The sequence below is a fragment of the Polaromonas sp. P5_D5 genome, assembly GCF_054049435.1.
In genome coordinates, this window is record NZ_JBFUMJ010000001.1 from 832,124 (window position 1) to 845,341 (window position 13,218).

General features: G+C 60.4%; 12 protein-coding genes and 1 pseudogene. 7 read left to right on the forward strand and 6 right to left on the reverse strand.

Annotated features, from left to right (window positions below; translation table 11 throughout):
* Positions 1-2 precede the first annotated feature (2 nt).
* The gene (glk, locus tag ACXJKE_RS04215; RefSeq protein WP_457279304.1) at positions 3-1,022 is read right to left on the reverse strand and encodes a glucokinase; all 1,020 of its coding nucleotides are present in this window, start codon (positions 1,020-1,022) and stop codon (positions 3-5) included.
* 38 nt (positions 1,023-1,060) lie between these two features.
* Positions 1,061-2,062, reverse strand: coding sequence for a Bug family tripartite tricarboxylate transporter substrate binding protein (locus ACXJKE_RS04220; protein WP_457279305.1), 1,002 nt, complete (start codon positions 2,060-2,062; stop codon positions 1,061-1,063).
* Between the two features lie 191 nt (positions 2,063-2,253).
* Between ACXJKE_RS04220 and ACXJKE_RS04225 the strand changes: the two genes are divergently transcribed.
* Positions 2,254-3,606: a class-II fumarase/aspartase family protein gene (locus ACXJKE_RS04225; RefSeq protein WP_457279306.1), complete on the forward strand. Its 1,353-nt coding sequence runs from the start codon at positions 2,254-2,256 to the stop codon at positions 3,604-3,606.
* 25 nt (positions 3,607-3,631) lie between these two features.
* Positions 3,632-4,690 carry an oxidoreductase gene (locus ACXJKE_RS04230; protein WP_457279307.1) on the forward strand — a complete coding sequence of 353 codons (1,059 nt, stop codon included), beginning with the start codon at positions 3,632-3,634 and terminating at the stop codon, positions 4,688-4,690.
* Positions 4,691-4,712: 22 nt separating this feature from the next.
* On the opposite strand, the gene ACXJKE_RS04235 is transcribed toward ACXJKE_RS04230, so the two are convergent.
* Both ACXJKE_RS04235 and ACXJKE_RS04240 read right to left on the reverse strand, forming a co-directional pair.
* Positions 4,713-5,870 carry a GntR family transcriptional regulator gene (locus ACXJKE_RS04235; protein ID WP_457279308.1) on the reverse strand — a complete coding sequence of 386 codons (1,158 nt, stop codon included), beginning with the start codon at positions 5,868-5,870 and terminating at the stop codon, positions 4,713-4,715.
* Between the two features lie 98 nt (positions 5,871-5,968).
* The gene (locus ACXJKE_RS04240) at positions 5,969-6,733 is read right to left on the reverse strand and encodes an SDR family oxidoreductase (protein ID WP_457279309.1); all 765 of its coding nucleotides are present in this window, start codon (positions 6,731-6,733) and stop codon (positions 5,969-5,971) included.
* 225 nt (positions 6,734-6,958) lie between these two features.
* Here ACXJKE_RS04240 and kynB point away from each other — a divergent pair, with 225 nt between their 5' ends.
* The 3 genes from kynB to kynA are packed head-to-tail and all read left to right on the forward strand — an operon-like array spanning position 6,959 to position 9,775.
* On the forward strand, positions 6,959-7,618 hold the full coding sequence (gene kynB / locus ACXJKE_RS04245) for an arylformamidase (protein WP_457279310.1): 660 nt from the start codon (positions 6,959-6,961) through the stop codon (positions 7,616-7,618).
* A gap of 10 nt (positions 7,619-7,628) precedes the next feature.
* A complete protein-coding gene (kynU, locus tag ACXJKE_RS04250) occupies positions 7,629-8,909 on the forward strand; it encodes a kynureninase (RefSeq protein WP_457279311.1) in 1,281 nt (426 codons plus the stop codon).
* A complete protein-coding gene (kynA, locus tag ACXJKE_RS04255) occupies positions 8,909-9,775 on the forward strand; it encodes a tryptophan 2,3-dioxygenase (protein WP_457279312.1) in 867 nt (288 codons plus the stop codon). The genes kynU and kynA overlap by 1 nt, the downstream gene beginning before the upstream one ends.
* On the opposite strand, the gene ACXJKE_RS04260 is transcribed toward kynA, so the two are convergent.
* Complete coding sequence (locus ACXJKE_RS04260; protein WP_457279797.1) at positions 9,770-10,717, reverse strand: GlxA family transcriptional regulator; 948 nt, start codon at positions 10,715-10,717, stop codon at positions 9,770-9,772. The genes kynA and ACXJKE_RS04260 overlap by 6 nt on opposite strands.
* An 82-nt stretch (positions 10,718-10,799) precedes the next feature.
* On the opposite strand from ACXJKE_RS04260, the gene ACXJKE_RS04265 reads away from it, so the two are divergent.
* Both ACXJKE_RS04265 and ACXJKE_RS04270 read left to right on the forward strand, forming a co-directional pair.
* On the forward strand, positions 10,800-11,477 hold the full coding sequence (locus ACXJKE_RS04265) for a DJ-1/PfpI family protein (RefSeq protein WP_457279313.1): 678 nt from the start codon (positions 10,800-10,802) through the stop codon (positions 11,475-11,477).
* Positions 11,478-11,504: 27 nt separating this feature from the next.
* Positions 11,505-12,485: a tripartite tricarboxylate transporter substrate-binding protein gene (locus ACXJKE_RS04270; protein WP_457279314.1), complete on the forward strand. Its 981-nt coding sequence runs from the start codon at positions 11,505-11,507 to the stop codon at positions 12,483-12,485.
* 72 nt (positions 12,486-12,557) lie between these two features.
* Here ACXJKE_RS04270 and ACXJKE_RS04275 read toward each other — a convergent pair.
* Positions 12,558-12,862 (reverse strand): annotated as a pseudogene (locus ACXJKE_RS04275) (FAD-dependent monooxygenase); the annotation flags it as partial.
* Positions 12,863-13,218: the final 356 nt, after the last annotated feature.

Here is a 13,218-nt window from a genome sequence, read left to right on the forward strand (position 1 = left end):
TGTCACCCTTCTCGCGGAACACCAGGCGCTGAAGCGGACGGGCTGTCCAACGCAATTGCGGCACCGCGAAGCGCAGGTGATTGCCCGGACTGAATGACATACACCGGCACGTCTGTCAGGAACCCTGCAAAGCGGCCCTTTGCCTTGAAGCGTTGCCCAAACGCCGTACGCTCGAAAACTTTTCCCATGCGCGGAACGATGCCGCCGCCGATAAATATCCCGCCGCGAGCCCCGAGCGTCAGTGCCAGATTACCCGCGACCGTTCCGAGGAATGCGCAGAAAAGATCGAGCGCCTCACGGGACCAGGGATCACGCCCATCCAGAGCCGCTGACGCTACGCCCGCCGCATCAAGTCTGACATCAGGTGCGTAGCCGTCGGCTTCTTTGACGGCATGGTAAATATCCACCAGGCCCTGGCCGCACACGGCTCTCTCGGCCGAAACGTGACCGTAGCGGCGGCTTAACCAATGAAGTACCGCTTGCTCACGCGGAGTGCAAGCCGCCAAAGTGGCATGTCCGCCTTCCCCCTCGATCGGGATCCAACCACCCTGCCCGTCAGGCAACAGCCCCGAAACGCCCAAACCGGTACCGGGCCCGATCAAACCCATCGCAGCGAAAGGGGCGGCCTTTGCCCCCTGAACCTGACGCAACTCCTCTGGCTTCAGCGTGGGCAGCGCCAGGGCCAGCGCCGTAAAGTCATTCAGCACCCGCAGCTTCGCGAATCCAAATTGCTCTTTCAGTGCTTTGATCGAGAAAGTCCAACGATGATTGGTCATTCGCACCTGATCCCCATGCACTGGATTGGCAATCGCGATTGCGCAGTCAGGAGGGGCGCTTCGCCCCATGACGCCCAGGTAATGCCGGATTGCATCCGCAAGGCTGGCGTATCCTGCACAAGGCAATATCACCAGGTCATTGATGGATTCCCCGGCACTGGTCTGCCATGCGAAGCGCGCATTGGTCCCGCCTATGTCGGCCAAAAGCCGCCCATCGCCGCCAGGACTGACGGGCAATGCCGTCATCTTTTTTTCATCGCAACCGGGCCAGGATGAGCCGCTTGTCATTCCATGGTGATTTTTGCGGTCTTCACAATCTCGCGGTACAGCGCGGCCTGTGGACCGACGAACGCACGAAGCTCACGGCCGGTCATCGGAGCGACCGTGATGCCGGCTTCCGCCAGCTTTGTGCGCACGTCGGGCTGCGCGAGAGCGTCCAGCAATGCCTTTTCATAAGCGGCCACGATAGAGGGGGAGGTTCCCGCTTTCACAAACAGGCCTTGCCAGAGCGGCAGTGAAATTCCGTTGAAGCCCTCTTCCTCGCCAATGCGCCTGACATTCGGCAGCTGCGGAACGCGTGCACTATCCGACACCGACAGGGCCTTGATCTTGCCCTCCTTGAGAAAGGGCATTGCCGTCGACAAGACCAGCACCGCGCTGTCCACCTGGCCACCAACAAGATCATTCACGATCTGGGCACCGCCACGGTACGGGACATGCAACATTTCCACCTTCGCCTGCTTATTGATGAGTGACCCGTAGAGATGTTGCATCGTCGCAATTCCGGGCGTTGCGTAATTGAAGTTCTCTTTACCGCTTTTTCGCAGCGCGCCCGCCAGGTCGGAAAGCGTCGCGTGGGGCGAACCCGCGGGGACGGCGAATACCAGGGGCACCGTGGTCATTCTTCCAACCGGCAGAAGGTCCTTCTCCCAATCAAGCCTGGCTTTCGGATTGACCATGGGCACCAGCACGGTATCCGTACCTCCCATGTAGATGAGGTTACCGTCGGCTGGCGCATTGAGCACTTTTTGCGCGGCAATCATGCCGCTGGCGCCCGCAACGTTCTCGACGATGACCTGACGCCCCAGGCGCTTCGACAGCTCGGTACCCACAACGCGGGCGACCAGATCGGCACTGCCGCCGGCAGAGTACCCGACTATCAGCGATACAGGCTTGTCCGATTGTGCGCGGCCAATGCCCGGGAATAACGCGCCGGCGCCCAGCAAGGCAAGCTGGTTCAACAGCCTGCGACGCCCGGCTCGCTGGCGAGCGAAAAGATCTTCCATGACGTGTCTCCATGTTTTATGTACCAGCTGAATGCATGGCGAGTATATTGTATTTATATTTATTGTAAATTGTATTAATTTCTAATTTATTCAATATAAAACATGATATTACTTAAATACAATATGTATCCATCACAAATTTTTAAGCGAGCATGGCCAATACAGGCATACCGCTTCAAGCAAAGCAGCCCATGAATACAAGTATGTTTGAGTCATTTATCACCGGCCACTGGTTCAGCGGCGAAGCCAAGCGCATCTGGAGCGACAGGGCCACTTTGCAGGTATGGCTCGATGTCGAAGCAGCACTGGCTCGTGCCCAGGCCGAGCTTGGTGTCATTCCCGCCGAGGCCGCGCAAATCATCGGGAAGAAGGCCGATGCCCGGCTCTTCGATCTGGAACGCCTGTCCCGGGACATCGCGTTTGCTCAACATCCGCTCGTTCCCGTCCTCTCCCAGTTCGAAGAACTGTGTGGCGACCCGGCAGCGGGCTATATCCATTGGGGGGCGACGACCCAGAACATCTTCGATACCGCAAGTTCACTGCAGATGCTCGAGACACACCACTTGTTGACGGGTCACCTGGATGCAGCCATCGCCGCACTCGGCGGACTGGCACTGGAACACCGGGCCACGGTGATGGCGGGCCGCACACACGGCCAGCATGCGTTGCCAATGACGTTCGGCTTCAAGCTTGCCGGCTGGATCGACGAACTGGACAGGGACCGCGACCGCCTGATGCTGCGCCTGGCCTCATCGTTCGTCGCTTGTATGGGCGGTGCGATAGGCACTTTCGCGGCGATGGGCATCAAAGGCCGGGCCGTGGAAGCCCGCATGGCTGAGCAACTCGGGTTACCGCCAGCCGGGCTGCCAAGCCGTTCGTCTTATGACCGCGTGTGCGACTACATTTCAGCACTGGGACTGCTTGCGGGGACGGCGCAGAAAATCGCGCAAGACATCGTATTCATGCAGCGCACAGAAATCGGGGAGGTTGCGGAGGCGTTTCATATGGGCAAGGTAGGCAGCTCGACCATGGCGCAGAAACGCAATCCTTCCACCGCGCTGCTGCTGGTCAGTCTTGCGCGCATGATGCGGATGCGGGTGCCTGCGGCCCTTGAAGCCATGGTGCGCATGGACGAAGGCGACTCGTCGGCAACCAACGTGACCGACACCTTGCTTCCAGAAATCGCCATCATCTCGGCGTCTATTGCCGAAACCCTTGCCACACTGGCAAAGGGTCTCACCGTGAACACTGAGGCGATGCGGCACAATCTTGAATTATCGAACGGCCTGATCGCTTCAGAAGCCGTCATGATGCGGCTGACCAGGCTGATGGGACGCCACGAAGCACACAAGGTACTCTACGAAGCAGCGCAACGGTCCCAATCCGAAGGCGTTCCGTTTATAACAAGCATCAGTGAGCACCCGATGTTTGCAAAGCATGGGCTTCCTGAGGGCCTGGCCCTGGCACTTGTTGCGAGCAACTATGTGGGCGAATCGGCGGCAATCACGATTGAGACGGTCGAGCGCGTGACGCAACCTCGATAAGCGGTCAACCTAAAAGGGACACCTTGTGCTTAAAACTCTCTCCGTTGGCATCGTCGGTTACGGTTACGCCACCAAAACGTTTCATGCGCCTTTGATAGCAGGAGTCCCGGGGCTCAGGCTTGCTGCGATTTCAAGCAGCGATCCTTCCAAAGTGTATGCCGACTGGCCCGATGTGCAGGTCGAGGCAACTGCAGAGCGGCTTTTTGCGCGTCCGGACATTGACCTTGTGGTGATACCAACACCCAACGACACACATTTTTCGCTCGCTTGCGCGGGGCTGGCCGCAGGCAAGCATGTGGTGGTCGACAAACCCTTTACGGTAACGTTGGACGAAGCACGGCAATTGCAGGCAAAAGCGCAGGCCGCCGGGCGCTTGATCTCCGTCTTCCACAATCGGCGCTGGGATGCGGACTTCCTGACGGTGCGCCAGGTCATTGCCTCCGGTGAGCTGGGGAAAATCGTTCATTTTGAATCGCACTTTGATCGCTACCGGCCGGAAGTTCTTGCCCGCTGGCGTGAACAAGCCGATACAGGCGGCGGACTCTGGTACGACCTTGGAGCACATTTACTGGATCAGGTGTTGCAGCTATTCGGGCTTCCCGAATCGATTGCGCTCGACCTCGCGCAGCAACGCGATGGTGCCAAGACTCCCGACTGGTTTCACGCCGTGCTGCGCTATGGCCAAAGCCGGATCATTCTGCATGGCAGTGCTCTAACGCTTGCCCCGGGGCCGCGCTTCACAGTGCATGGAAGCCTGGGCAGTTTCGTCAAGATGGGTCTTGATCCACAAGAGGATGCGCTAAAAGCCGGAAAGCGGGCGCCCGCCCTGGACTGGGGAGTTGATCCCTTGCCTGCCGAGGTTTCAGTTTGGCTTGATGGCGCTTGCTTAAGGCGCGAAATAAACTGCGTTGCGGGTGACTACCCTGCCTACTACAGCGCAGTACGCGATGCCATCCATGGCAAGGGAGTCAACCCCGTCACGGCCAATGAGGCGATGCAGGTCATCGGTTTGATTGAGCTAGGACTGCGGAGTGCGCGAGAGGGTCGCACACTGCCCGTTTCTGCCATCGAATTCCAGGCGTAACAGCACGCGTTCGGCTAAATGATCAAGACCCGGCAAGCGCTTCGCCGGGGGTTTTGACGGGTTTGCGGGAAGCCTGCGCCGCCGGCTGGCCAGCAGGCGGCAGCACTGCAATGGATTGACCCGCTTTTCGGGTGACAGGAATCAGGCGTACGCCATAGGGGATTGAGGGGTCGGCCCATCGTGCATTGATGGCCTGATACAAATATTCGATCTGATCGGCCACGCTGCATCCGACCGTGTCAAAGAAGTTGGCGTGCTCGTTCGCCAGATCCGTACGTCCCAGCAACACCACGCTCAGCAGTGCGGGTATGCCAACACCGGCTTCTTGCAGCAGTTCCCGGAATCTGGCGCCATCTTCGATGCCCCACGCCACCAACGCGCTGAAAGGTAGCTGCCCCGAGGCATCCAGACTGGCCTTGATCATCCCCACAAGCACCGCTTCGTAGTTCTCATCAGGCAGGTGCGGCACAGTGATCGCCTGAAGCTCAATTCCTGTCAGGGTGGTCTGCAGGTAGTCGAACCGCCGCCGTCCCATCTGGGTTGCCAGAAATGGGTGCGACGTCGTTGCATACGCAATGCGCGTATGGCCTTGCTGCTGCAAAAGCGTGATCGCCGCAGCCAGTGGCTCTCCCCATTCCATGCCGACCACCTCGACGTCAGCTCCAGCGAGGGCCGCGCCATCCACGGCCAACGCATCACATTTCTCTTTCAGCGCTGCGAGCAAATCAATCGTGATGGTTTTGTAGCTCGACTGAACCACGCAGGCGTCAAAGCGGGGCGAACCCTTCAAGATGGTCCGCGCATGGGCGGGATCGGTGTAGGAAACTTCCAGTACGCGGTGGCCGTCGGCGGTAAAGCGGCGCTGCAGTCCTTCTATCAACACACGGCCGCGGGCAATGCTGATGGAACGGCGCAGCAGCAACACGGATCTGCCGGCCGATGGCTGGGCGCCCGGACTGGCACCGGTGGCTTCACCCTCCACGCGAAAATAGGTGCCACGGCCTACCTGCGATGCAATCAGTCCCCTGGCTTTCAAGCCCTGGAAGGCGCGCTGAATCACCATCTGGGAGACGGCAAACCGGCGCATCAAATCCCGAATGGTCGGAAGGCGATCCCCGGGCTGGGCAGTACGTGCCAACTCTTCGAGGTACTGTTCCAGATCAGATGCTGTATTGCTCATATACATACAATACAACACATTTCATGCAACCCTCAATTGCCCTGGCTATGCACCATGCATACCTTGAGCAATATGCGCCGGGCTCAACACAACATCCCTCAACCGCGGCCCACAAACGGCATCTTCGTGGCCATGATGGTCATGAACTGCACATTGGTCGACAGCGGCAGCGACGCCATGTGCACCACCGCATCGGCGACTTCCTTCGCATCCATCATCGGCTCAATGGCGATCTCGCCGTTGGCCTGGGGCACGCCCTTGGCCATGCGGGCCGCAAGCTCCGTCATGGCATTGCCGATGTCGATCTGGCCGCAGGCGATGTTGTACTTGCGCCCGTCCAGCGAGATCGACTTGGTCAGGCCCGTGATGGCGTGTTTGGTCGAGGTGTAAGGCGCTGAGTTGGGCCGAGGCGCATGGGCGGAAATCGAGCCGTTGTTGATGATGCGGCCGCCCTGGGGCAACTGGTCTTTCATCAACTTGATGGCGGCCTGCGCACAGAGAAAGGAGCCGGTCAGGTTGATGTTGACCACATTGGTCCACTGCTCAAACGTGATGTCTTCGAGGTTGACGGGCGGCGCGCCCACACCGGCGTTGTTGAACAGCAAGTCCAGCCGGCCGAAATTTTCCTTGACCCTGGCGAATGCCGCCGCCACGGAGTCAGGCTGGCTCACGTCGGTCGGCAAAGCCAGTGCGCGGTCTGTGCCCGACTCTTTGGCAACCTCGTTGAGCGGTTCGGCGCGACGGCCCACCAGCGCCACGCTGTAGCCTTCACGCAGCAGGGCCAGGGCCACAGCCTTGCCAATTCCGGTGCCCGCGCCGGTGACGAGTGCGACTTTGCCGCTGGACTTGTTCTCGGAATTCATGGTGTGCCTTTTGTCTCTTTGAAGGGGGTTGTAAAGGTGTTCTGGTAAATCGATGCCGCAACGAGCGCTACAGCCTTTAATTGTGCCCGAGGCTGACGGATTCCACAGGCCGCGCCCGACGACTGCGCGGCCCGCTTTTGTCAGGTACTTTAGGTTTCAACTATTTTTGAGATTGTTGGAAATAACCGACACCACGGCTTTTTTGCCGGTGCTACCTTTGCACCCATGACAGCCCGCACCCCCGCTTCCACCAGATCACCACCGCGAAAACTCTGGGACATCTCACCGTCGGTGGATGAAAACGCCCCGGTGTTCCCCGGCGACACGGCCTATTCGCAGCAGTTGCATTTTTCACTGGCGCCGGACTGCCCGGTCAACGTCAACAGCATCACACTATCGCCCCACACCGGCGCGCATGCCGATGCGCCGCTGCACTATGCCAACGGTGAATCAAGCGTCGGCGAACTCGACCTCGCGCCCTACCTCGGGCCGTGCCGCGTGATCCACTGCATGGACTGCGGCCCGCTGGTGCAGCCGGAACACATCGCCCATGCGCTGGAAAACCTGCCGCCCCGCGTGTTGCTGCGTACCTCAGCGGCAGCCAGTCAGTCATGGGGGTCATTTACGGCCATAGCCCCCGCCACGCTTGCGCTGCTAGCTACCAAAAACATAGCACTTATCGGCATTGACACGCCCAGCGTGGACCCCGCCACCAGCCAGGATCTGCCCAGCCACCACCAGTTGCTGGCGCACGGCCTGCGCGTGCTCGAAAACCTGGTACTCGACGACGTGGCCGAAGGCGACTACGAACTCATTGCCCTGCCGCTCAAACTCACCCGGGCCGACGCCTCACCCGTTCGCGCAGTCCTGCGTGAACTTCCATGAAGACCACTCCATGACCACTCTGCAAGACTGCCGCGCCCTCGATGCGCAAGACCCGCTGCGCACGCTGCGCCAGCAATTCACCTTGCCCGAAGATGTGATCTACTTCGACGGCAATTCGCTGGGCGTGCTGCCCAAAACAGCCGCCGCTCGCGTCGCTGAAGCCGTGACGGCCGAATGGGGCCAGGGCCTGATCCGCTCCTGGAACAATGCCGGCTGGTTTGAGCTGCCGCAACGCCTGGGCAACAAGATTGCCCGGCTGATAGGTGCTGCCCCCGGCGAAGTAGTGGCCACCGACAGCACGTCCATCAACCTCTACAAGGTGCTGAGCGCTGCACTGCACATCGCGGCCCAGGACGCGCCCACGCGCAAGGTCATCGTCAGCGAGCGCAGCAACTTCCCGACCGACCTGTACATCGCAGAAGCCCTGTGCCGTGAACGCGGCTTTCGGCTGCGACTGGTCGAGCCCGAAGAGCTTGCCGCCGCGCTCACCAGCGAAGTGGCCGTGCTGATGCTGACCCACGTGAACTACCGCACCGGCGCCATGCACGACATGGCCGCCGTAACCGCCGCAGCGCATGCAGCAGGCGTACTCACCGTCTGGGACCTGGCGCACAGCGCGGGCGCCGTGCCGGTAGACCTGAATGCGGCGAAAGCCGATTTCTCGATTGGCTGCGGCTACAAGTACCTCAACGGTGGCCCCGGCGCGCCGGCCTTTGTCTGGGTCAACCCCAAACATGCAGACCGCTTCTGGCAGCCGCTGGCCGGCTGGTGGGGCCATGCAGCACCTTTTGAATTCACTCCGGACTACCGGCCTGCCGCAGGCATCTCACGTTACCTCTGCGGCACCCAGCCCATCCTGAGCATGACCGCGCTGGAGTGCGGACTGGACACTGTGCTGGCCGCCGAGACGTTCGGTGGCATGCAGGCCCTGCGCAAAAAATCGCTGGCACTGACCGACCTGTTTATTCAACTCGTGGAAGAACGCTGCGCCGGCCACGGCCTAGGCCTGGCCACACCGCGCGAACATGCCCAGCGTGGCTCGCAGGTCTGTCTGACCAAAACCCAAGGCGCCTACGCCATCGTGCAGGCGCTGATCGCGCGCGGCGTCATCGGCGACTTCCGCGCCGGAGACGGCGGCGCCGGCAAGCACCTCGACATCCTCCGCTTCGGCTTCACGCCGCTCTACATCGGTTTTGAAGACGTGTGGAATGCCGTCGAGCATCTGAAGCAGGTGCTGGCAACCGCCGAGTGGCAAAAAGCCGAATTCAACCAGAAGCACGCGGTCACCTGATGAACAACCACAACAACGACAACAAACCCCAAGCGCCCGCAGACATCGTACGGGACGAAAAAGCGCAGCTCGACTTCAGTCAGTCGATGAGCTATGGCGACTACCTGCAGCTCGACGCGATCCTCAGCGCACAAAAACCGCTCTCGCCCGACCACAACGAAATGCTGTTCATCATCCAGCACCAGACCAGTGAACTCTGGATGAAGCTGATGCTGCACGAGCTGCGCGCGGCAATTGCCAACGTCGCGAAAGACGAACTGGGCGCCGCTTTCAAGATGCTGGCCCGCGTGAGCAAGATCATGGAGCAGCTGGTACACGCCTGGGACGTGCTGGCCACCATGACGCCGCCCGAGTACAGCGCGATACGCCCTTACCTGGCCAACTCCAGCGGCTTTCAAAGCGCGCAATACCGCTGCATCGAATTCGCACTCGGCAACAAGAACGCCGCCATGCTCAAGCCGCATGCGCACCGGCCCGACCTGCTCGCGCAGGTACAAGCCGCGTATGAGGCCCCGTCACTCTACGACGAAGCCCTGCGCCTGCTGGCCCGCCGCGGCCTGGCCGTACCGGCCAGCCACACGCAGCGCGACTGGACGCAAGGCTATGTCGAAAGCGATGAGGTTGAGCAGGCCTGGCTCGTGGTGTATCGCGATCCGAAGAAATACTGGGACCTCTACCAGCTCGGCGAAGAACTCACCGACCTGGAAGACGCTTTCCGGCTCTGGCGCTTCCGGCATGTGACCACGGTGGAACGCGTGATCGGGTTCAAGCGCGGCACGGGTGGGACCGGCGGCGTCAGCTACCTGCGCAAGATGCTGGATGTGGTTTTATTTCCTGAGATCTGGAAACTACGCACTGACTTATAGGCGCCCCCGGGGTGCAGACGGTGAATCCCGGGGGCTTTGGCGATCAGCAAGCGCCGCTGTCCTGGAAATACCCCGGGTCGATCTGGTATGCCTCTGGACTTCCTTCCCCGACAAACGCCCCGAGCTGGCGAGGATTTCCGCCTGTTCACACCGCAAGCTGTTGAGTGCGGCCATGGGGCCCATGCCGAAGTTTTCCGCAAACTTGCGCTGAAAAGTGCGCCGGGACATATTGCACATATCCGCCATCTCGTCGACGGACCATTCGTGATCAAGCCGGGCCTGCAACAACTCGATCAACTGGCGAAATGGTGCAACGGCCCGATCCTGAATCCTCAGGGCCTGGCTGTACTGGCGCTGATCGCCGTCCCTGCGTAAATAGACAAGCAGCCGCCGCGCAACGCGCTGCGAGATGTCGGCGCCATGGTCGCGCTCGATAAGGGCCAGCGCGAGGTCGATACCGGCGGTAACACCCGCCGTGGTCCAGTACTTGCCGCTTTCGCAGTAGATCTTATCGTCGTTAACCCTGAGGTCCGGAAAGTCCCGCTGCAATCTCTCGGCGGATCGCCAGTGGGTGGTGACCTCCCGGCCACTCAACAGCCCGGTGGCGGCGAGCAGGAAGGCCCCCGTGCAAACGCTGCAGGTTCTACGTGTGGCCTGGTCTCTTTCCCGCAGCCAGTTGACCAATTGAAGATCGGCACATGCCGCATGGATACCGCCACCGCCCGGTACCACCAGCGCATCGATCGGCAATGCCGCGGCAGCCCCCAGATCGTGGTTCACATGGATTTTCAGTGCACCATCGGCGCTCGTTACAACGTCCTTCTGTGCCATGGTGATCAGGCAATACGCCGGAACGCCCACCTCTTCATTTGCCGTGGCAAATGCCTGCCACGGCCCGGCGAGGTCAATGGGCTGGAAGCCGTCGAACAAGAGAAATGCCACCCATTTTGGCGCACATTCGCCCGCTTTTGGCACTGTCCCTGCGGCACCTGGCCTTACCGTCAGCGTATTAAGGAGGGTGTTCATGAAAGTTAATATTATTCTCTTCAATGCACTGACACAACTTGATTTGACAGGGCCTTTTGAAGTACTGGCACGTGTGCCGGGGGTGCATGTCGAGCTCGTAGGGAAGTCACTGGAGCCAGTCCGCTCGGACCGCGGCCTCACGCTGACACCCACCACGACCATCGCAAACGCACCGCCCTGCGACCTGCTGGTGGTGCCGGGGGGACCTGGAACCGACGACGCCATACTGGATGCCGAGTGGGTCAATTTCACCCGCAGGCAAGCAAAGTCAGCAAAGTACATCTTCGGCATCTGTACGGGTTCGCTGCTGCTCGGCGCCGCGGGCCTTCTCAAGGGCAGGCGAAGCACCTGCCACTGGCAGGCCATCGATTTTCTGCCGGCGTTCGGTGCCGTCGTCACCAGAGAGCGCATGTGCGTGGACGGAAATATCTTCACTGCGGGCGGCGTGACATCCGGCATCGACATGGCCTTGAAGGTCGTCGCAATGCTGAAGGGAGACGAAACAGCCAAGCAAATCCAGCTCCAGATCGAATACGACCCCAAGCCGCCCTTTCCAGGTGGTACGCCCTTTACATCGGAGCCGGCCATCGTCGAGAAATGCCTGGCAGCGACGCAGGCGCGGCGAGCCCTGCGGGCCTCGGCCGTCGGCTATGCGGCCCTTCGCATGCCAGTCTGAAAAGTACCGGTAACCCTGGAGAAACTTATGAGCAAGAAACTGTTTTCACTGGTTTTTTGGGCCTTGCTGGCATGCGGCATGGGCGCGCAGGCGCAAGGTGTTTACCCCTCGAAACCGGTGACATTGATTGTTCCCTACCCCGCAGGAGGTCCTATGGACAAGCTCGCGCGGGAGCTTGCCTTACCGCTGGAAAAGCAGTTAGGGCAATCCATCATCATCCAGAACCTGTCAGGCGCCGGTGGAAACCTGGGCAGTACCATCGCCTTGCGTGCGACTGCCGACGGCTATACCCTGCTGTTGAACCATATCGGGATGGCGACAGCCCCTGCGCTATACCGCCGCCTCGGTTTCAACCCGGAAACAGATTTCGAACCTTTGGGCATCATGGCTGAATCGCCACTGATGCTGGTGACGCGCCCACAGATAGCTACGGGCTCAGCGGTTGAGCTGGTGCGGTGGATAGCCACGCAACCACAGGTCAAGCTTGCCAACGGCGGCATTGGGTCGGCGTCGCATCTGTGCGGCCTTCTCCTCCAGTCTTCGCTGGGCATCGGCATGACCACCGTTCCCTATCGCGGGACCGCTCCGGCGTTGGCGGATTTACTGGGAGGCCATGTAGACCTGATGTGCGATTTGACAGCCAACGTGCTCCCTCATGTATTTAGCGGAAAAACCAGGCCCGTCGGCGTGACATCAGCCAGGCCGCTCAACGTTCCTGGCGCCTCGGCGATCCCGACGCTCGAGAAATTCGGGATTCCCTCCATCCGGCTTGGCGTCTGGTACGGCTTGTATGCACCGAAGAACACGCCTCAGGCGGTACAAACCAGGATCAACGCTGCATTGCTGGGCGCAATCCAGACGGACGCATTCAAACGGGCACAACTCGCTTCCGGGATCGAGGTGGTTCGAGACGCGCGCAACACACCCGCGGGCCATCGCGAATATTTGCGCAGCGAAATTGCACGCTGGACGCCGGTGATCAAGGCTGCGGGGGCCTACGCGGACTAGGGCTGGCCGGAAACGTAATCCATAAATCCCGATTGTTTTTCCGATCATCAGGGAGCGCCTGCTTGTCGTTCCATACAACCGAGGCAAATCCAACACATTCATCGCCACATCCCGCCCCCACCGCACCCCATCGGCGTGGAACACCTGCCCGTTGCGCAGCGCCCTCGCCTGCACACGCGCATTGCGCTGCCAGCGGTTGAGCGCATAACGCTGCAGCACGGTGGATACATCGAGCGCCGGGTTCAGCGACTGGGCCAGGGTGTGGCCGAGTTCTGCGGCGTCTTCGATCGCCATGCCCGTGCCTTGCGCCAGGTAGGGCCTCATCGGGGGGCGGCATCGCGCAGCAGGGTCACGCGGCCCACGGCATGCCAGTGGGCGGCCTATCAGGTCGCGCATCACCGTGCCGGCAATGGCGTAGACCACCACCGGCAGCGTCAGCTACCTGCGCAAGATGCTGGATGTGGTGGTGTTTCCGGAGATATGGAAGCTACGAACAGATCTGCAAGAATTTATAAAAAAATAGCCGAAACCCTTACAAATACAGCGCAAACCGCTATCACTTCTATAGCAATTGGACTAAGTTGCTATCCCTCCCCAATTCCTCAATTTGCCATAGCGGGCCACCATGCCACACGTTATCGGGGCTGACGATATCTTGGCGAAAAAAGGACAAATGCAAAGGTAGGCCCCCTACCCAACCTGGATGCGAGCCAAGCTTGAGCAGAATCCTGCG

What these genes read in the sequence shown, in the direction of transcription:
- glk (WP_457279304.1), bottom strand. Translation starts at nt 1,022, where the DNA reads ATGACGGCATTGCCCGTCAGTCCTGGCGGCGATGGGCGGCTTTTGGCC.
- ACXJKE_RS04220 (WP_457279305.1), bottom strand. Translation starts at nt 2,062, where the DNA reads ATGGAAGATCTTTTCGCTCGCCAGCGAGCCGGGCGTCGCAGGCTGTTG.
- ACXJKE_RS04225 (WP_457279306.1), top strand. Translation starts at nt 2,254, where the DNA reads ATGAATACAAGTATGTTTGAGTCATTTATCACCGGCCACTGGTTCAGC.
- ACXJKE_RS04235 (WP_457279308.1), bottom strand. Translation starts at nt 5,870, where the DNA reads ATGAGCAATACAGCATCTGATCTGGAACAGTACCTCGAAGAGTTGGCA.
- ACXJKE_RS04240 (WP_457279309.1), bottom strand. Translation starts at nt 6,733, where the DNA reads ATGAATTCCGAGAACAAGTCCAGCGGCAAAGTCGCACTCGTCACCGGC.
- kynB (WP_457279310.1), top strand. Translation starts at nt 6,959, where the DNA reads ATGACAGCCCGCACCCCCGCTTCCACCAGATCACCACCGCGAAAACTC.
- kynU (WP_457279311.1), top strand. Translation starts at nt 7,629, where the DNA reads ATGACCACTCTGCAAGACTGCCGCGCCCTCGATGCGCAAGACCCGCTG.
- kynA (WP_457279312.1), top strand. Translation starts at nt 8,909, where the DNA reads ATGAACAACCACAACAACGACAACAAACCCCAAGCGCCCGCAGACATC.
- ACXJKE_RS04265 (WP_457279313.1), top strand. Translation starts at nt 10,800, where the DNA reads ATGAAAGTTAATATTATTCTCTTCAATGCACTGACACAACTTGATTTG.
- ACXJKE_RS04270 (WP_457279314.1), top strand. Translation starts at nt 11,505, where the DNA reads ATGAGCAAGAAACTGTTTTCACTGGTTTTTTGGGCCTTGCTGGCATGC.